The following is a 19,094-nucleotide window of genomic DNA, read 5'->3' as shown; positions in this document are numbered from 1 at the left end:
GTTTAACGGGTTCGTCTAGAGGTTATAGCGGCTGCTTATAACCGCCACTTATCGTTCAATATCAAAACTTTTTGATATTGGCCTTGCGAGTACTTCCACCCATCACTAGACTGCTGGCCTTATGAACCTACCCGTGCCCTCACTGCGCCCCGACGACGGCGATGAACTGGCAGCCTTGTGCAAGGCCGCTGGCGATCCGTTGCGCCTGAACGTATTGCGCGCACTGGCCAACGATTCCTTCGGCGTACTGGAGTTGGCGCAGATCTTTGCCATCGGCCAGTCCGGCATGAGCCACCACTTGAAGGTACTGGCCCAGGCCGACCTGGTGGCCACCCGCCGCGAAGGCAATGCGATTTTCTACCGCCGCGCCCTGCCCCACACCGAACTGCTCGGCGGCAAGCTGCACGCCGCCCTGCTCGAAGAAGTGGACAACCTGAGCCTGCCGGGCGACGTGCAGTCGCGCATCGGCCAGGTGCATGGGCAACGCGCTGCCGCGAGCCAGGACTTTTTCGCACGGGTTGCAGAGAAATTTCGTGCCCAGCAGGACCTGATCGCCGGCTTGCCCCAGTACCGAGACAGCGTACTGGCGCTACTGGACAAGCTGAGCTTCAGTCATGAGGCCACGGCGCTGGAAGTCGGCCCTGGCGATGGCGGTTTCTTGCCCGAGCTGGCACGGCGCTTCCAGCAGGTCACGGCCCTGGACAACAGCCCGGCGATGCTCGAACTGGCGCGCCAGCTGTGCGAACGCGAATCGCTGGGCAATGTCAGCCTGCAGTTGGCGGACGCACTGAATAGCACGACGATCAAGGCCGACTGCGTGGTGTTGAATATGGTGCTGCACCATTTCGCCGCCCCCGCCGACGCCCTCAAGCAAATGGCCGGGCTGCTGCACCCCGGCGGTAGCCTGCTGGTTACGGATTTATGCAGCCACAACCAGAATTGGGCCAGGGAGGCCTGCGGTGATCTCTGGTTGGGTTTTGAACAGGACGATCTGGCCCGTTGGGCCACCGCTGCGGGACTCGTTCCCGGGGAAAGCCTCTATGTAGGTTTACGTAATGGTTTCCAGATCCAGGTCCGCCATTTCCAGCGGCCGGCTGGCGACACTCACCATCGGTAAATATCAGGAAAACATCGAGATGAGCGAATACTCCCTTTTCACCTCCGAGTCCGTGTCTGAAGGGCATCCGGACAAAATCGCCGACCAGATTTCTGATGCGGTGCTGGACGCCATCATTGCTGAAGACAAGTTCGCCCGTGTGGCGTGCGAGACTCTGGTGAAAACCGGTGTAGCGATCATCGCTGGCGAAGTGACCACCACCGCCTGGGTCGACCTGGAGCAGATCGTTCGTGACGTGATCACCGACATCGGCTACACCAGCTCCGACGTCGGCTTCGACGGCGCGACCTGCGGCGTGATGAACATCATCGGCAAACAGTCCCCGGACATCAACCAGGGTGTCGACCGTGCCAAGCCTGAAGATCAAGGCGCCGGCGACCAGGGCCTGATGTTCGGCTACGCCAGCAACGAGACCGACGTGCTGATGCCAGCACCGATCACCTTCTCGCACCAACTTGTACAACGCCAGGCCGAAGCCCGTAAAAACGGCCTGCTGCCGTGGCTGCGCCCGGACGCCAAGTCCCAGGTGACCTGCCGTTACGAAGGCGGCAAAGTCGTCGGGATCGACGCCGTCGTACTGTCGACCCAGCACAACCCGGACGTGTCCTACGCCGACCTGCGTGAAGGCGTGATGGAGCTGATCGTCAAGCACGTGCTGCCGGCTGAACTGCTGAGCAAGGACACCCAGTTCCACATCAACCCCACTGGCCAGTTCATCATCGGTGGCCCGGTGGGTGACTGTGGCCTGACCGGTCGCAAGATCATCGTCGACAGCTACGGTGGCATGGCTCGTCACGGCGGCGGCGCGTTCTCGGGCAAGGATCCTTCCAAGGTTGACCGCTCGGCGGCCTACGCCGGTCGTTACGTGGCCAAGAACATCGTCGCTGCCGGCCTGGCCGAGCGCTGCGAGATTCAGGTTTCCTACGCCATTGGTGTAGCCCAGCCTACGTCGATCTCGCTGAATACCTTCGGCACCGGCAAGATCAGCGATGACAAGATCGTGAAGCTGGTGCGTGAGATCTTCGACCTGCGCCCTTACGCGATCACCACCATGCTCGACCTGCTGCACCCGATGTACCAGGAAACCGCAGCCTACGGCCACTTCGGTCGTACCCCTGCGCAGAAGACTGTCGGCGACGACACCTTCACCACCTTCACCTGGGAAAAAACCGATCGCGCCAACGACCTGCGCACTGCCGCCGGCCTGTAATCGCTCTCGATGCACAAAAGCCCCGCCGGGTTATTCCGGCGGGGCTTTTTTATTGCGCGACGACCTTCACGCTTTTTGGATCCAAAGCTTGCAGGCCCAATGATGGCCCCTTAGAATCCGCGCCCTCTCGGGCCCTTCACCTTATTTGGATATTGCCCTGCGCCAGCCCGGGATTCATCAGTGCGCAGGCAATCGAACATTGAGGTTTTTCATGCGCATTTCCACGCTCGCCCCTGCCGCCCTTCTGCTCAGCCTGTTCGCCCTGCCGGCCCAATCTGCCGACCTGAGCGCACTGAGTGGTGCGCTTGGCGCTCAACTGGGTGGCGGCAACTCCGGCGATTGCCAGAAACAAGCCAACGACCTGCAAGCCAAGATCGATGCCGCCGAAGCCCAGAAAGACACCCTGAAAGTGAAGGCCTTCAAAGCCGCGCAGGACCAGATCAACAAAGGTTGCAACAAACTTTCCGAAGCCCAGGCCAAAGCCGACGCCAAGCAGCAAACGCAGGAAGCCAAGGCCGATAAGCCGGACGCGGTGAAAGCCCTGGGCGGTCTGTTCAAGTAAATAGAAACACCCAGTAAAAAGCCCCGCCCTGTCGGGGCTTTTTTGTGGCCGAGTGGATCATTTAGGCTGGGCGCCCCTTCCGAGCAAGGATGCTCCTGATGCATTCACTGGTTGCCCTTTTACTCATCGCGTTACCTCTCTGGGTGTGGGCCGAAGAGTGCCCGGACGCAGCCCGTTCACAGGTGGGTGCCCTGGCCGCGCAGATCCGCCACTGGGATGACAGTTACCACCGGCTTGGCCAGTCCCCCGTCAACGATGAACTCTACGACCAGGCGCGCCAGCGCTTGACCCATTGGCACCAGTGTTTCCCCGAAACGGCTGCGGCGCCTGCCAACCCACTGGCGAGTTCACGCGGAACGTTGTCTCATCCCGTTGCCCATACTGGCCTGGAGAAGCTGCTGGACGAGCAAGCCGTCGACGCCTGGTTAAATACGCGCCAGGATGTCTGGATTCAACCCAAGGTCGATGGTGTTGCAGTGTCCCTGGTGTATCGCCAGGGGCGCTTGAAACAGGTCATCAGTCGAGGCGATGGAGCGGCAGGCCACGACTGGTCCGCCTCCGCACGCAAGATTCCCGGTATTGTCCAGCAGTTGCCCGAACCCATCGATCTGGTGCTGCAAGGCGAACTCTATTGGCGTCTCGATGACCACGTGCAGTCAGCAAGCGGCGGGCTCAATGCTCGCGGCAAGGTGGCCGGGTTGATGAACCGCAAACACTTGAGCGACACCGACGCCGCTGGCATTGGCTTGTTCGTTTGGGCCTGGCCGGACGGCCCGGCAGCGTTTACCGAACGCCTGGCCACCCTGGCACGCTGGGGTTTCACCGATAGCCGGCGCTACAGCCAGCCCATCCGCGACATCAGTGAAGCCGCGCACTGGCGCGCCTATTGGTACAACCACCCCCTGCCGTTTGCCAGCGATGGCGTGGTGCTGCACCAGGCACAACGCGCACCTGCCAAGCGTTGGCAAGCCAGCGCCCCCTATTGGTCAGCCGCCTGGAAGTACCCGGTGACCAAGGCCTTGGCATGGGTGCGCAACGTGCAGTTCAAGATTGGCCGCACCGGGCGCATCACGCCCATGCTGGAATTGGAGCCGGTACGGTTGGATGACCGGCAGATCAGCCGGGTGAGCGCTGGCTCATTGAAACGCTGGCAGGCACTCGATATCCGCGCGGGCGACCAGGTTTCCATCAGCCTGGCGGGCCAGGTTATTCCTCGGCTGGACGAGGTCGTCCTGCGCAGCCCCACCCGGGCGGACTTGCCAGTGCCCAACCCAGCTAAATTCCACGCCTTGAGCTGCTGGCAACTTGACCCCGGTTGCGAGGAGCAGTTGCTGGCACGTCTGACCTGGCTGAGCGGCAACCAGGGCCTGGCCTTGCCGTATATCGGCCGCGAGACCTGGAACGTATTGATCCAGGCCGGTCTAATCGCAGGCTTTCTCGATTGGTTGACCCTGGATGCGGCAGAGCTTGCTAACATTGAGGGCTTCGGTGATCGCAGCCGCGCACGAGTGCTCGAGGGCCTCCACAGCGCGCGGCAACGGCCTTTTGCACAATGGCTAAAAGCCTTGGGTGTACCGCCTGCGGCACGTAACAACCTGGAAGGCGACTGGCTGACGCTGGTCGCCAGAGATACCCAGGCCTGGCTGGCCATCGACGGGATCGGCCCGGGCCGCGCGGCGCAATTGAGCGCATTTTTTCGCGACCCGCACGTACAGGCCATGGCTGAAACATTACGCGTGGCGGGGGTGGACGGCTTTTGAACCTGCTCTCCCCGCCATCAGATTGCGACTTTGGAGCCCCACATGAAATTTCTAGCCCCCTTTGCCTTGCTGACCGTCGCAAGCTTCATGGCCACACCGCTGCTGGCCGCCGAAGAAGCTGCGCAGCTCACGGGCTGCGCGGCCAAGCGCCAAGCCATCAGCACCCAGATCGAACAAGCCAAGGCCCACGGCAACAGTGCACAACAAGCCGGCCTGGAAAAAGCCCTGAGCGAAGTCACCGCCAATTGCACCGACGCGTCCCTGAAGAAAGAGCGCGAAAATAAGGTGCTCGACGCCAAGCATGAGGTCAGCCGCCGCCAGGCTGACCTCGACAAGGCCATGAAAAAAGGTGACGCGGACAAGATCAACAAGCGCAAGGACAAGCTCGCCGAGTCCCGTAAGGAACTGCAGGACGCTGTCGACGAACTCGACGAATAAACCCGGTCAGTGGTCCCGGAACTGTTTATGGCAGGCGCTGCAGGCATCTTCGACTTTCTGCACCGCCGGGCCCAGGTTACTGGCCTTGTAAGGCTGCACCTGGCTGGCGGTCACCAATTCACCGGTGGCCGTTTCAAGGTTGCGGGCCAGTTGCTGGAACTGCGCCTGTTTCTGCCACACGTCGTCCTTGGCGCTGGTGTGATCTTCTTCACGCACGCTTGGAAAATGTTGCCACGGTTCATGGGACAACGCATCCAGCTTGACCGCGCCTTCGGCGAATCTCGCGCCGTCGAATGGAATACGCCCGCGCAGCATGCCGCCCAAGTCTTCACCGGTCTTGAGCATTTGTTTGAAGATCGCCTTTCGCTGGCCCAGTGGCGAGTTCGGATCAACGCCGCCACAGGCGGACAGGGTCAGGCAGGCCAGCAGTACAACGGTCAGTCGTTTACAAGTCATGGTGGCTTCGCGGTCACGGAAAACGGCGGCCAGTATCCTCGCCCCGCCCAAAAAGACCAATAGCCCTATTAATAATAAGGGTTGCCCCCAGGCGCTGCGGCGCGGGCAATCGCTTCAGGAATTGCGTGTATGAATGTCACTTTGAAAACCTGGAGCCGCCGCCTGGCGTGGGCTCTGCCGATGATCGCGCTGCTGGCCGGCTGCGACGCGGGCAAAGAAACAGCCAAAGATGAAACGTCCAAACCCCACGCCGTTGCCACCTATGTGAATGCACCATGGGAAGCCTTGCCGGCAGTGTCCGACAGCGACCTGTTGGCCGGTTTTGAATCCTGGCGCAGCGCCTGCCAACGCCTCAAGGCCGACCCGGTGTGGGGCGCGACCTGTGCAGCCGCCGCCACGGTGCCAAGCAACGCCGTGGCGGTGCGTGGGTTTCTGAAGGAGCGCCTGGATGTGTTCGGCCTGCGTTCGGCTGACAACACCCCGAACGGCTTGATCACCGGCTACTACGAACCGGTCTACCCCGGCAGCCTGACCAAGACCGCCACCGCCAACGTGCCGGTGTACGGCGTGCCGGACGACCTGATCATCGTCAACCTCGAAAGCATCTACCCTGAGCTCAAGGGCAAGCGCCTGCGCGGTCGCCTTGAAGGTCGCGTGCTCAAGCCCTACGACGATGCCAGCGCCATCAACGGCCAGGGTTCCACGGCCAAACCGATTGCCTGGCTGACCAACCCGATGGACCTGCAATTCCTGCAGATCCAGGGCTCGGGCCGCATTCAACTGGCCGGTGGGCGCCAACTGCGCGTCGGTTATGGCGACCAGAACGGCTACCCCTACCGCCCGATCGGCCGCTGGCTGGTGGAACAGGGCGAGTTGAAGAAAGAAGACGTGACCATGGGCGCCATCAGTGCCTGGGCCAAGGCACACCCGCAACGCATTCCGGAACTGCTGGCGAGTAACCCCAGCTATGTGTTCTTCAGCGCTCGGCCTGACAGTAACGAAGGCCCGCGTGGTTCTCTGAACGTGCCGTTGACCGCAGGCTACAGCGTGGCGGTGGATCGCAAGGTGATTCCGCTCGGCAGCCTGTTGTGGCTTTCGACCACCAAGCCGGATGGTACCCCCATCGCCCGCCCGGTGGCTGCGCAGGACACCGGTGGTGCGATCACGGGTGAAGTGCGTGCAGATTTGTTCTGGGGCACCGGCGATGCGGCGGGTGAACTGGCTGGGAATATGAAGCAGCAGGGGCAGATCTGGATGTTGTGGCCAAAGGGTGCAGCGTTGCCCCACGTGCCGGATGCGCCCGCGGGGAACTAAGGGACGCTGAAAATCCAAAATGTGGGAGCGGGCTTGCTCGCGAATGCGGTGTATCAGCCCCCTATGTACTGACTGGCACTCCGTATTCGCGAGCAAGCCCGCTCCCACAGGGGATCTTCATCAACCCGTCAGATCGAGACGAAGAAGAAACTCGCAATCAACGCCATCCCCACGAACCACACCAGCGAACGCAGCATCGCCCAGTCCGCCAGGTAGCAGATGATGTACAGCAGGCGGCTGGTGATAAACAGCACGGCCAGCACATTGATGGTCACCAATTCGGCCGTGCCGGCCAAGTGCGCGATAATCACTGCAGCCGCAAAGGCCGGCGTGACTTCAAAACTGTTGAGTTGTGCACTGTGGGCGCGTTTGGCAAACCCTTCGAGTGTATCCAGGAACGCGCGAGGATCGTGGTTCTGCCGAGGGCCGAACTTGCCACCGCTGAACTTGGCCACCCCCGTGCACAGGTAAGGCAGGAAAATTGCGATCAACACACACCAGAAGGCCACCGTCATCACTGATTCCTTATTCAGATTGTTATTTGAGTTCGAGGCAGAATTTAGAGTTTTAGCACTAAATAGACAAAGCCGCACCCATCGCTATGAGCCGCCAGCCCCGCAAAGGTTCTATCGGTGATTTGCCCTAGGCCTTGCAACATCGCGCCGCTGCTGCGGTCCATCCCCCATCAACGCTGTCCCACCCAACTTCCAAGGACCCCGGATGCTTGAACTTGTCGCCGCTTTTATTTGCCTCACCACCCTGCTCACCTATGTGAATTTCCGTTTTATCGGCCTGCCGCCCACCATCGGCGTGATGGTCACGGCCCTGGTGTTTTCGCTGATCCTGCAAGGCTTGAGCTTTCTCGGCTACCCAGGTCTTGAGGAACGCATCCAGCAACTGATCGGCCAGATCGACTTCGGCGATTTGCTGATGAACTGGATGCTCTCGTTCCTGCTGTTCGCCGGCGCCCTGCACGTGAACCTGAACGACCTGCGCAGCTACCGCTGGCCCATCGGCCTGCTGGCAACCTTCGGCGTATTGATCGCGACCGTGGTGATCGGCAGCCTGGCGTATTACATCTTTGCCCTGTTTGGCTGGCACGTGAGCTTCCTCTACTGCCTGCTGTTCGGCGCGCTGATTTCCCCCACCGACCCGATTGCAGTGCTGGGTGTGCTGCGTACCGCCAACGCCTCCAAGCCCCTGAAGACCACTATCGTCGGCGAGTCGCTGTTCAACGACGGCACGGCGGTGGTGGTGTTTACCGTTTTACTGGGCATTGCACAGTTGGGCGAAACGCCGACCGTGAGCGCCACCGCCATGTTGTTTGCCCATGAGGCGATTGGCGGCGTGGTGTTCGGGGGTCTGATCGGCTACCTCGTTTATCTGATGATCAAGAGCATCGAGCAGCACCAGATCGAGGTGATGCTGACACTCGCCCTGGTCATCGGCGGTTCGGCGATGGCTACTGAGCTGCACGTCTCGGCGCCGATTGCGATGGTGGTCGCCGGCCTGATCATCGGTAACCTGGGCCGCAAGCTGGCGATGAATGACATGACCCGTCGCTACCTGGATGGTTTCTGGGAATTGCTCGACGACATGCTCAATGCGCTGCTGTTTGCGCTGATCGGCATGGAGCTGCTGCTGTTGCCGTTCAACTGGCTGCACGTGTTCGCCGCCAGCCTGCTGGCCGTGGCGATCCTGCTGTCGCGCCTGCTCACGGTTGCACCGGCCATCCTGCTGTTGCGTCGCTGGCGCACGGTGCCACGCGGGACCATCCGCATCCTGACCTGGGGCGGCCTGCGCGGCGGCGTCTCGGTGGCACTGGCGTTGGCCCTGCCACTGGGCCCGGAGCGCGACCTGCTGCTGAGCATCACCTACATCGTGGTGCTGTCGTCGATCCTGTTGCAGGGGTTGAGCATCGGCAAGCTGGTCAAGCGCGTAACCCGGGACGAGCCCCAGGCCGTGCCTGACGCTCACTGATCCTTGTCGATCGGCTGCGGATGCCTCGGTTCCGCAGCCTTTTTACCCGGCAAACTGCCCTCGCTGCGGATTTGCGCATGGCTGATCAGCGCGAAGATAAAGCTGCCGCCAATGATATTACCCGCCAGCGTTGGCCCGGCGAACACCAGCCAGAAATCCTTCCACGGCAATTCGCCGGCAAACACCAGGTACGACACCTCGGCCGAACCGACGACGATATGGGTGAAATCCCCCAGGGCCATCAGGTAGGTGATCAGGATGATGATCCACATTTTGGCGCTTTCCATGGACGGGATCATCCACACCATGGTGGCGATCATCCAGCCCGACACAATGCCCTTGGCGAACATCTGGCCGGCATCGTTCTCCATGATCTTGCGCCCGATTTCGAGGAAGGCCAGGTCGGTCTTGGTGTCGAAGATCGGCAGGTGCAGCATCACATACGCCACCAGCAGGGTGCCGCACAGGTTGCCCACCAGCACCACTGTCCACAGCCGCAGTAGTCTTCCGGCATTGCCCAGTGTGGGTTTGCTCATCACCGGCAGCACGGCGGTCAGGGTGTTTTCGGTGAACAATTGCTGGCGCGCGAGGATCACCGCGAGGAAGCCTGCGCAGTAACCAAAGCTGGCGATCACCTTGAAGGCTTCGCCTTCCGGCAGGCGCGAGTTGAGCAATCCCATCGCCATCAGCGACAGCCCCATGGTCAGCCCGGCGGCCAGTGCCGACCACCACAAGGCGGCGACACTGCGCTCCAGTTCCTGATCGCCCTGGGTACGGATGATTTCATGCAAAACCGCCGCGCGGGGTGGCTGGTTCTTGTCGACATCCTGTTGCTCTTCCTGCGACAGGTTGGGGGTCTTGCCGTCTGCGTTGGTGGCCATGATGTTCCAGAGTCCGAGGGGTGCCTGTAGCTACGACACGCCGCGACGATGGCTGTTCAGTGGCCAGGCAACTAAACCGGGATGCGCCAGGCCTTGGCCGCTTCCACCGTGGTAGAGCTGATCGGAGCACTCCAGGGTTTATTGCGCGCCTGGTAGTTTTTGACGATGCCGTCGAGCACGGTGTTGAACGCCTGTGGCGTCTTGGCATCCGCCAAGTCACGTGCCGCACCTCGTAGCAGCTCGACGTTGGCCGCCGGCTGGCCCGGACGATAGAGCGACGGGTAAATGACTTCCCGTGTGAAGTTTTCGGATTTAACCGCGAGATCGCGCCTTTTCATCTGCGCAACCGCGCTCGTCATAACCTTCGACAACGGCTCTGCGTTGCCAGGTGCCTGCTTGCTCATGACTTGCAGGAGTTGCTGAAAATTTGGCTTGCCGGCTGCGTTGAGACGCCGTCCCAACCATTCGACATGCTCGGGACGCCGTACCAGCGCATCGAGGTTACGCAACGCCGCCGCCAATTTGGGGGTCACCGTCAGCTTGTCACTGGCCTGATTGGCTTCGGTAATGGCGACATCCATCGCTTGCATGGCTTGCTGCGCGCTCTGGCGAAACATCAGCACATCCTTGGCGGCGGGATCTTTCCTCAGATCATTCTCAACGCTCGCCAGCATTTCATCGTCTATGGCCAATACAGCGTCGTCCAATGACTGAAATGGGTAGCGCTCACGTAGCTCGGCACGCTTTTCCAGGTGCGCGCCTACCGCCGTACGCGCCGATGCCTGCAAATGCGTTTTCTGATCGTCGGTCATGGTGAAATTAACCGTGCCGCCCAGCATGCCGCGAAAATCGCCCTTGTCGGACTTCAGCGGTAACACGACGGTTTGGTCCGCCTGGGCCATGAGCTTGTCTTCCTGATACCCCACGGCGGCCGCATGCGAGACACCAATGAGGGTATCGACCAGGCCACTCACAACGCTGCCACCCTTTGCAGGCTCCGGGTTATCGGATTCGAACCTGACGACCAGCGACTCGGTCTTGCTCAGGGGGCTTTCTGGAAAAGACGGATCAATCACCGCAGTAGACGGTGTATTGACCAGCAGCCCACCATCCTGAAATGCCGTTTGCTCAGCATGCTCCTGAAAGGCGTGGCCTTGCTCCTTCGGGCTTTTGAACAGACCTGGCAAGGAGCTGGAAATATGGGCCGCCCGGGCAATGTCCATCTCCGGGGTAGTGCTGGTGTTGAAGACCACCAACTGCGGCCGGCCATCGAACATACCGGTACCCGTGATATTGAGCTGCTTGACCGCCGGAATGTGGCGGCTCAACACCTCTATGTCGCGAAAAGTCGGCCCCTTCCCCGCACTGAGCCGGTCGGCAATCTTCATGACTTCATCTGGCCGGCTTTCCCGAGAGGTTCCTGCCATCTGTGCCAGCAGCGACTTGCGCGCTTCACTGCCAATCAAGTCTTCAAGCGGTTGCGCTTCGGTTTGCAGACGCGGCAGGAGGGTGAACAGTAATTGCGCAATGTTGCCGGCCGGCCCAGGCAAGCGTCCCGCCCATTTGCCAATTTCAGCACTGGCATTCTGCAGCTTGGCAATCAGCGGGTTTTTGCTGTTCAGCAATTCAGGCAGGTTGAGGCTGTTCGACAACTTTTCAAAGGCCTTGGCATCCATGCCACTGGCCAGCAACGCAGCAGAGATCGCGCCTGCGGATGAGCCGGAAATTACGTTTACGCCGCCCAATGCCTGGTGGTCTTCAAGCGCCCGGACCATGCCGGGGAACGCAATCCCCTTCGCCCCACCGCCACTCAATACCAAATGTGCAAGCGGCGGCGGCGACAAGCTCACTTCCACCCGGCCATCGCTGGAGCGAACAAGGCTCACCTTGCGCTCGCCTACGCTTTTGACCAGAGAGGTCTTTACATCTTTATCGACACCTTCAGACCGTTGAGACTGAAAATTGGCATTAGAACTGGACACTTTCATACACGGCTCTCTCTACAGGATGTAGTCCTGAGTGACGCGAGAGCCTGGGATGGGTCCACCCGGAATGATTTGGTAAAACAAATCAACCCGGGCCTGGGTTACTCGGGAAGACTGTCGTCCTTGAACTGGTCTTTCACGTACTTGATCTCGGTGCGGCCATGAGGTGCTGGCAGGCCGTCTTCACCGAGGTTGACGAAGACCATTTTCTCTACCGTCAGGATACTTTTGCGGGTGATTTTGTTGCGCACTTCACACGTCAGGGTAATGGAGGTGCGGCCGAACTCGGTGGCCGTGATGCCCAGTTCGATGATGTCGCCCTGGCGCGAGGCGCTGACAAAGTTGATTTCGGAGATGTACTTGGTCACGACGCGCTGGTTGCCCAACTGGACGATGGCGTAGATGGCCGCTTCTTCGTCGATCCAGCGCAGCAGGCTGCCGCCGAACAGGGTGCCGTTGGGGTTGAGGTCTTCGGGTTTTACCCATTTGCGGGTGTGGAAGTTCATGGTCACTCCAAAGCATGTTGCGAAATGATGGTCAACATCATGGCAGAGCCCGGCCCCAAGCTCTATGCGCCATTGCCTATCAAGCCCATGCGCGATCTTCATATGGCCGACAGAAAGGCTTGGGATGTGCCGCGTACACGGCTATAATCGCCCCCGCTTCAAAACGGTCATCTTCAATTGGTACCGTTCTCCCGCCACCTGTCCGAGGGGCGCTGCAGCAGGTTCAACCTGTCAGGCTCGGATGGGGCGTTGTCCGGCCTGGTTCACCTGGCCTGATACTAAACGCACAACGGCGCCCATTCGCACACTACGAATGGAGGCTCTCTATGAGCGCTGTAATCACGCCTGCAGATTTCAACGACTACAAAGTCGCCGACATGTCCCTCGCTGCCTGGGGCCGTCGCGAAACCTTTATCGCCGAATCCGAAATGCCGGCCCTGATGGGTCTGCGTCGCAAGTACGCCGCTGAGCAACCGCTCAAGGGCGCGAAGATCCTCGGCTGCATCCACATGACCATCCAGACCGCCGTGCTGATCGAAACCCTGGTTGCCCTGGGTGCCGAAGTGCGTTGGTCGTCCTGCAACATCTTCTCAACCCAAGACCAGGCCGCTGCCGCCATCGCTGCTGCCGGTATCGCCGTATTCGCCTGGAAAGGCGAGACCGAAGAAGAGTACGAGTGGTGCCTGGAGCAAACCATCCTGAAAGATGGCGCGCCTTGGGATGCCAACATGATCCTCGACGACGGCGGCGACCTGACCGAGCTGCTGCACAAGAAGTACCCGCAGATCCTCGACCGCGTCCACGGTGTGACCGAAGAAACCACCACCGGCGTACACCGCCTGCTGGACATGCTGGCCAAGGGCGAGCTGAAAATCCCGGCCATCAACGTCAACGACTCGGTGACCAAGAGCAAGAACGACAACAAATACGGCTGCCGTCATAGCCTGAACGATGCCATCAAGCGCGGCACCGACCACCTGCTGTCGGGCAAGCAAGCGCTGGTGATCGGCTACGGTGACGTGGGCAAGGGTTCGTCCCAGTCCCTGCGTCAGGAAGGCATGATCGTCAAAGTCTCCGAAGTTGACCCGATCTGCGCCATGCAAGCCTGCATGGACGGTTTCGAAGTGGTTTCGCCGTTCATCAACGGCCAGAACGACGGCACCGAAGCCAGCATCGACAAGGCCCTGCTGGGCAAGATCGACCTGATCGTCACCACCACCGGTAACGTGAATGTTTGCGACGCGAACATGCTCAAAGCCCTGAAGAAGCGCGCCGTGGTCTGCAACATCGGTCACTTCGACAACGAGATCGACACTGCTTTCATGCGCAAGAACTGGGCATGGGAAGAAGTGAAGCCACAGGTACACAAGGTTCACCGTACCGGTGCGGGTGATTTCGACCCACAGAACGATGACTACCTGATCCTGCTGGCTGAAGGCCGCCTGGTTAACCTGGGCAACGCTACCGGCCACCCAAGCCGCATCATGGATGGCTCGTTCGCCAACCAGGTACTGGCCCAGATCTTCCTGTTCGGCCAGAAATACGCCGACCTGTCGCCAGCCCAGAAAGCCGAGCGCCTGACCGTGGAAGTGCTGCCGAAGAAACTCGACGAAGAAGTGGCCCTGGAAATGGTCCGCGGCTTCGGCGGCGTCGTGACTCAACTGACCAAGACCCAGGCCGACTACATCGGCGTGACCGTTGAAGGTCCGTTCAAGCCGCACGCTTACCGCTACTGATATGCCTGCTGCCCGCCCTCCGTGTGAAGGCGGGCTCTTGTAGGAGCTGGCTTGCCGGCGATGGCTTCACCTCGATTTTGCTGAGCCACCGAGGCGCCTGCATCGCCGGCAAGCCAGCTCCTATATGAATTGCGCACGTCTTTCAGGCTTTTGAGTTTCCAAGGATACGACCATGTCCCAAGACCGTCGCTACAGCTTCGAGTTCTTCCCGACCAAGACCGATGCTGGGCATGAAAAACTGATGGCGACTGCCACGCAGTTGGCCAGCTACAACCCCGACTTCTTCTCCTGCACCTACGGCGCCGGTGGCTCGACCCGCGATCGCACGATCAACACCGTGTTGCAGCTGGAAAGCCAAGTCAAAGTTCCCGCCGCTCCGCATTTGTCCTGCGTGGGCGACAGCAAGGCCGACCTGCGCAGCCTGCTGACGCAATACAAGGCCGCCGGCATCAAGCGCATCGTCGCCCTGCGTGGCGACCTGCCGTCCGGCATGGGCATGGCCAGCGGTGAGCTGCGCTACGCCAATGACCTGGTGAGCTTCATTCGTGAAGAAACCGGCGACCACTTCCATATCGAAGTGGCGGCTTACCCGGAGATGCACCCCCAGGCTCGAAACTTCGAAGACGATCTGCACAATTTCGTGCGCAAGGCCAACGCCGGCGCCGACAGCGCGATCACCCAGTACTTCTTCAACGCCGACAGCTACTTCTACTTTGTCGAGCGTGTACGGGCCATGGGTGTGAACATCCCGATCGTGCCGGGCATCATGCCGATTACCAACTACAGCAAGCTGGCGCGTTTTTCTGACGCCTGCGGTGCCGAGATCCCACGTTGGGTGCGCAAGCAACTGGAAGCCTATGGCGACGACGTCAAGAGCATCCAGGCGTTTGGCGAACAGGTCATCAGCACAATGTGTGAAGAATTGTTGCAAGGTGGCGCACCAGGGTTGCACTTCTATACCCTTAACCAGGCTGAACCGAGCCTGGCGATCTGGAACAACCTCAAGCTGCCGCGCTGAGGTCTGTTCAAGCAGCCCCCAGGCCCCCGTTTATACGGGGGCTTTTTTTGTTTATCTCTCCCTGGAATGGATGCCTGCAGTAAATGAATACAGCGTCACTGACTCACCGCCCTCAGCTGGTTTACCTGGTATTCGGGGCCGAGACCTATCATCAGGAAGCGGTATTCAGCATCGCCAGCGCCCTGTCACACCTGGGCGGCACCGCGAACATGCCGCTGGACATCCAGGTGTTCAGCGACAACCCAGCGCCCTACGCGGGCTTGCCGGTGCAGGTCCACACCCTGGATGACGCCACGCGCAAACGCTGGAGCGAGCCCCACGGCTACCATTTCCGCACCAAACATGTGCTGTTGCGCCAAGTGCTGGAAACAGCCGAACGGGCCTTGTTGATCGATACCGACACGTTTTTTCACGACTCGCCGATGGCGCTGTTCGAACGCGTCGCCCCCGGCACCCTGCTGTGCAATGCTTTCCACGCCAAATACGGTGATAACCGCGAAAGCGTGCTGTACGAAGCCCTGGCCAAGCACCTGGCCGACAAAGGTGTCGCCGACGACGATATGTGGCTGCTCAACTCCGGCGTCATGGGCATGGCCCGGCAGGACGCGCACCTGCTGGATCATTCGATCGAGCTGATGGACGAGCTGTTTCCAATGGCCCAAGGTGCCTACACGCTGGAAGAGTTCTGCCTGTCGGTTGCCGCATACCGTCACGTCAACGTGCGGCAGTGCCCGGACCTGATCCATCATTATTGGAGCCGCAAACAGCTGTTTCGCGCAAAGGTCAGGGCCTGGATCAGCAAGCATGCCGCCGCCCCCACCTGTGCCGAGGCGCTGGCCGATACCCGCAAGGTGTCCGCCCACCTGCCCCGCCCACCGCGTCTGCAGCGCCTGATGTACAAGCTGATCACCCTGGCGCTGCCCAAGCGCAAACAGCAATTTATCCGCGAGATTCTCTACGGCTGCTATGAACACGAAAACGAGTTCGATCAGGCCTGTGGCCCGGTTTGGTGGGACAAAGCGCGACAGAATCAGGAAGAGCGCCAGCAATGCCCGGTTGACGCACACCAACTGGAACACTGGTTCGCCAACCCGCTGGTGCGCCTGATTCTCGGCGAGCGACGCGCAGCCATCTACGAACACCTGATGACCTCAGAGACTAAATAGCATCGCCCGCAGATGCTTGTGGCAGAGCTTCTCTTTAACGCCGGGGCGTCGTAACCTCAGGGCATGCCCGTCATACTGAAGCTGTTGACTGCTGCCTTATTCACTTGCCTGAGCCTGGCCGCTTATGGCGAGAAACTGCGCATTGTCACTGAGCCCTGGGCGCCCTACGTGTATGAGGACCAGGGCACCATGCAGGGGCTGGACTACGAGACCACCGTGATCGTGTTCCAGCGCCTGGGGGTGGACGTGCAATGGCAGTTCCTGCCCTGGAAGCGCTGCCTGGTCATGCTCGACCAGGGCCAGGCCGACGGAGCGCTGGATATATTCCACAGCCATGACCGCGACGCCTTGCTGCTGTACCCCAGCGAACCGCTGTCGGAAGTCGAGTTCGTGCTCTTCTATGCCAATGAACGTCCCCACCCTGCCCAAAGCCTCGAAGACCTGCGCGGCCTTACCGTCGGTACCTCGCCGGGCTACCTGTACGGTGCAGAATTCAGCGACTCCAGCCTGTTCAACCGCGAACCGGCCCCCAGCCATGAGGCCAACTTCGGCAAATTGATGCTGGGACGCATCGACATGGTGATCACCGACCGTCGAGTGGGCCAGCATGTGATCAAGGCGCTGGGCCTGGAGGGCAAGGTCAGCCAGGCGCCGGCAGTGGTCAGCCGCCAGCCGCAGTTCCTCGCAGTACGCCGTGGCGCGGGCATGGACCTACTGGTACAACGGTTCGCCGCCGAGCTCAAACGCTTCAAACAGGAACCGGCCTATGGCGCATTGAGCGCCAAATATGGTGGAATCCAGGCGAATACGGGGTCTGGACGCACCGTTGAGCAGCAGGAAAGCAGCGCGCCGTGATTGCTCTGTTATACTCCGGCCTTTCCGCCAGGCTCACGCCCGGCCGCTGAGGTCTTGAAAAAGGCACCCAACCCCGCTACAGCGCAGCTTTCAGCCCGCGCGAGCCGGCGGAGTGCCCGCCAGACGCAGCAGGACCGGACGGGGTTGCGCTCCCCTAAGCGCCATTCACGCCCGGCAAGATTATCCCTTTGGGCCAAGCCCTAACTAAAACAGGATTACTCATGTCCTTTGCTTCCCTCGGTCTCTCCGAGGCTTTAGTCCGCGCCATCGAGGCAGCGGGCTATACCGAGCCTACTCCGGTGCAACAGCGGGCCATTCCCGCCGTGTTGCAAGGTCGCGACCTGATGGTTGCGGCTCAGACAGGTACTGGTAAAACCGGCGGCTTCGCCCTCCCGATTCTGGAGCGGTTGTTCCCCAACGGTCACCCGGACAAATCCCAGCGTCACGGCCCGCGCCAACCACGCGTACTGGTCCTGACCCCCACCCGCGAACTCGCAGCCCAGGTGCACGACAGCTTCAAGCTGTATGCCCGCGACTTGAAGTTCGTCAGCGCTTGCATCTTCGGCGGCGTCGGCATGAACCCACAGGTTCAGGCCATGTCCCGTGGCGTCGACGTACTGGTGGCCTGCCCGGGTCGTTTGCTCGACCTGTGCGGCCAGGGCAGTGTCGACTTGTCCCACGTGGAAATCCTCGTGCTGGACGAAGCCGACCGTATGCTCGACATGGGCTTTGTCCATGATGTGAAAAAGGTCCTCGCCCGCCTGCCGGCCAAACGTCAGAACCTGCTGTTCTCGGCAACGTTCTCCCAGGACATCACCGCCCTGGCCGGCAAGCTGTTGCACAACCCGGAGCGCATCGAAGTCACGCCGCCGAACACCACGGTCGAGCGGATCGAGCAACGCGTCTTCCGCCTGGCCGCCAGCCACAAGCGTGCGCTGCTGGCTCACCTGATCACCGCCGGCGCGTGGGAACAGGTGCTGGTGTTCACCCGCACCAAGCACGGCGCCAACCGCCTGGCCGAGTACCTGGACAAGCACGGCCTCACCGCCGTCGCCATCCACGGCAACAAGAGCCAGAACGCGCGCACCAAGGCCCTGGCCGACTTCAAGGCCGGCTCCGTGCGCATCCTGGTTGCCACCGATATCGCCGCCCGCGGCCTGGATATCGACCAACTGCCGCACGTGGTCAACTTCGAGCTGCCAAACGTCGATGAAGACTACGTGCACCGTATCGGCCGTACTGGCCGGGCCGGTCGCTCGGGTGAAGCCATCTCCCTGGTCGCGCCGGACGAAGAAAAACTGCTGAAAAGCATCGAGCGCATGACCAAGCAGAAAATCGCCGACGGCGACCTGATGGGCTTCGATGCCAGCGCCGTGGAGGCCGAAAAGCCAGAAGCGCGCGAGCGTCCGGACGTGCGCAACCCGCGCAACCCACGTGGTCCGAAGGGCGATGGCCCGAATGGCGGCGGTGGCGGCGGTGGTCGTCGCGACAAGGGCAAGGACAAGGGCGGCAAGGAAAAAGCGCCTACCAACGGCCGTGGCGAACGCCCAGCCCGTGAGCAGAAGCCCCGTGAAGGCACCCCGGCCCGCGAACAGCGCCAGCCGAGCCAGCCACCACGCGCTGCAGCCGACCGTGCGCCGGACGAGTTCCTCGACGACGACGTGGATAACTTCGGCAACCGCGTTGACTACGTGCCCCAGGCCAAGCCGGCCCAGGGCCGTGGCCGCCGTCCAGGTGCCCCGGCACAAGGCGCGGGTGCAGGTGCTCCACGCACTGGCCAGCCACAAGGCGGTCGCCAGAACGGCCCGCGCAACAGCAGCGGCGGCACCACCGGTACGCCACCTGCCAAGCGCAACGGCCCGCGCAACGGCGCACCCCGTGACGGCCAGGCCCGTCGCGACGACTCGCGCAGCAACAACCGCCGCCCGGCCCGTGATGACCAGCCTCGCTTGTCCGAACCGGCGGTGCAGAACCCGCGCGGTGGTCCGGCCCCGAAGATCATCCACAAGGAGTCGAAAGCTGACCGCTTCCCGACACCCGAGCAGTTGGATCAACTGCCAGGCCGTCCTCGTGGTGAAAAACCAGCGCTGCTGACCCGCAATCGCTGATT

17 protein-coding genes and 1 riboswitch are annotated in these 19,094 nt (G+C 61.2%); of the genes, 12 read left to right on the top strand and 5 right to left on the bottom strand.

Annotated features, from left to right (window positions below; genetic code table 11):
- The first annotated feature begins 121 nt into the window (after positions 1-121).
- The 5 genes from AC0IYN_RS12610 (at position 122) to AC0IYN_RS12590 (ending at position 5,087) form a co-directional block, all read left to right on the top strand.
- Positions 122-1,117 (top strand): ArsR/SmtB family transcription factor, encoded by a 996-nt coding sequence (locus tag AC0IYN_RS12610; RefSeq protein WP_471841627.1) that lies wholly within the window; start codon positions 122-124, stop codon positions 1,115-1,117.
- 19 nt (positions 1,118-1,136) lie between these two features.
- Entirely contained in the window at positions 1,137-2,327 is a 1,191-nt protein-coding gene (gene metK / locus AC0IYN_RS12605; RefSeq protein WP_034109862.1) for a methionine adenosyltransferase, read from the top strand.
- A gap of 211 nt (positions 2,328-2,538) precedes the next feature.
- Complete coding sequence (locus tag AC0IYN_RS12600; RefSeq protein WP_406596647.1) at positions 2,539-2,889, top strand: hypothetical protein; 351 nt, start codon at positions 2,539-2,541, stop codon at positions 2,887-2,889.
- Positions 2,890-2,987: 98 nt separating this feature from the next.
- Positions 2,988-4,649, top strand: a complete 1,662-nt coding sequence (gene ligB, locus AC0IYN_RS12595) for an NAD-dependent DNA ligase LigB (RefSeq protein ID WP_471841624.1) — start codon at positions 2,988-2,990, stop codon at positions 4,647-4,649.
- 42 nt (positions 4,650-4,691) lie between these two features.
- Positions 4,692-5,087, top strand: a complete 396-nt coding sequence (locus AC0IYN_RS12590) for a DUF1090 domain-containing protein (RefSeq protein WP_406596645.1) — start codon at positions 4,692-4,694, stop codon at positions 5,085-5,087.
- A 6-nt stretch (positions 5,088-5,093) separates the two neighbouring features.
- Here AC0IYN_RS12590 and AC0IYN_RS12585 read toward each other — a convergent pair whose 3' ends face one another.
- Positions 5,094-5,543, bottom strand: coding sequence for a c-type cytochrome (locus AC0IYN_RS12585; RefSeq protein ID WP_471841621.1), 450 nt, complete (start codon positions 5,541-5,543; stop codon positions 5,094-5,096).
- Positions 5,544-5,672: 129 nt separating this feature from the next.
- Here AC0IYN_RS12585 and mltA point away from each other — a divergent pair, with 129 nt between their 5' ends.
- Complete coding sequence (gene mltA / locus AC0IYN_RS12580; RefSeq protein WP_406596643.1) at positions 5,673-6,857, top strand: murein transglycosylase A; 1,185 nt, start codon at positions 5,673-5,675, stop codon at positions 6,855-6,857.
- A 128-nt stretch (positions 6,858-6,985) separates the two neighbouring features.
- On the opposite strand, the gene AC0IYN_RS12575 is transcribed toward mltA, so the two are convergent.
- Positions 6,986-7,372, bottom strand: a complete 387-nt coding sequence (locus AC0IYN_RS12575) for an MAPEG family protein (RefSeq protein WP_010207167.1) — start codon at positions 7,370-7,372, stop codon at positions 6,986-6,988.
- A gap of 205 nt (positions 7,373-7,577) precedes the next feature.
- On the opposite strand from AC0IYN_RS12575, the gene AC0IYN_RS12570 reads away from it, so the two are divergent.
- Entirely contained in the window at positions 7,578-8,837 is a 1,260-nt protein-coding gene (locus AC0IYN_RS12570) for a cation:proton antiporter (protein ID WP_458376037.1), read from the top strand.
- On the opposite strand, the gene AC0IYN_RS12565 is transcribed toward AC0IYN_RS12570, so the two are convergent.
- The 3 genes from AC0IYN_RS12565 to AC0IYN_RS12555 form a co-directional block, all read right to left on the bottom strand.
- Complete coding sequence (locus tag AC0IYN_RS12565; RefSeq protein ID WP_458376038.1) at positions 8,831-9,718, bottom strand: formate/nitrite transporter family protein; 888 nt, start codon at positions 9,716-9,718, stop codon at positions 8,831-8,833. The two genes, AC0IYN_RS12570 and AC0IYN_RS12565, sit on opposite strands and share 7 nt — an antisense overlap.
- Positions 9,719-9,789: 71 nt before the next feature.
- Positions 9,790-11,706 carry a patatin-like phospholipase family protein gene (locus AC0IYN_RS12560; protein WP_457248339.1) on the bottom strand — a complete coding sequence of 639 codons (1,917 nt, stop codon included), beginning with the start codon at positions 11,704-11,706 and terminating at the stop codon, positions 9,790-9,792.
- A gap of 98 nt (positions 11,707-11,804) precedes the next feature.
- Positions 11,805-12,209: an acyl-CoA thioesterase gene (locus tag AC0IYN_RS12555; RefSeq protein ID WP_003194988.1), complete on the bottom strand. Its 405-nt coding sequence runs from the start codon at positions 12,207-12,209 to the stop codon at positions 11,805-11,807.
- Between the two features lie 198 nt (positions 12,210-12,407).
- Positions 12,408-12,514, top strand: a riboswitch (S-adenosyl-L-homocysteine riboswitch).
- Positions 12,515-12,535: 21 nt separating this feature from the next.
- Between AC0IYN_RS12555 and ahcY the strand changes: the two genes are divergently transcribed.
- From ahcY to AC0IYN_RS12530, 5 genes are all read left to right on the top strand, one after another.
- Positions 12,536-13,945 (top strand): adenosylhomocysteinase, encoded by a 1,410-nt coding sequence (gene ahcY, locus AC0IYN_RS12550; protein WP_406596640.1) that lies wholly within the window; start codon positions 12,536-12,538, stop codon positions 13,943-13,945.
- A gap of 172 nt (positions 13,946-14,117) precedes the next feature.
- Positions 14,118-14,963 carry a methylenetetrahydrofolate reductase [NAD(P)H] gene (metF, locus tag AC0IYN_RS12545; protein WP_406596639.1) on the top strand — a complete coding sequence of 282 codons (846 nt, stop codon included), beginning with the start codon at positions 14,118-14,120 and terminating at the stop codon, positions 14,961-14,963.
- Between the two features lie 83 nt (positions 14,964-15,046).
- Positions 15,047-16,129: a hypothetical protein gene (locus AC0IYN_RS12540; protein ID WP_457239392.1), complete on the top strand. Its 1,083-nt coding sequence runs from the start codon at positions 15,047-15,049 to the stop codon at positions 16,127-16,129.
- 63 nt (positions 16,130-16,192) lie between these two features.
- Entirely contained in the window at positions 16,193-16,984 is a 792-nt protein-coding gene (locus tag AC0IYN_RS12535; RefSeq protein WP_406596637.1) for a substrate-binding periplasmic protein, read from the top strand.
- A 221-nt stretch (positions 16,985-17,205) separates the two neighbouring features.
- Positions 17,206-19,092 carry a DEAD/DEAH box helicase gene (locus AC0IYN_RS12530; RefSeq protein ID WP_406596636.1) on the top strand — a complete coding sequence of 629 codons (1,887 nt, stop codon included), beginning with the start codon at positions 17,206-17,208 and terminating at the stop codon, positions 19,090-19,092.
- Positions 19,093-19,094 lie beyond the last annotated feature (2 nt).

Source organism: Pseudomonas sp. AC112 (assembly GCF_979253545.1).
Note: the sequence above shows the minus strand (reverse complement) of the source record. Positions and strands in the feature narration are given on the sequence as shown.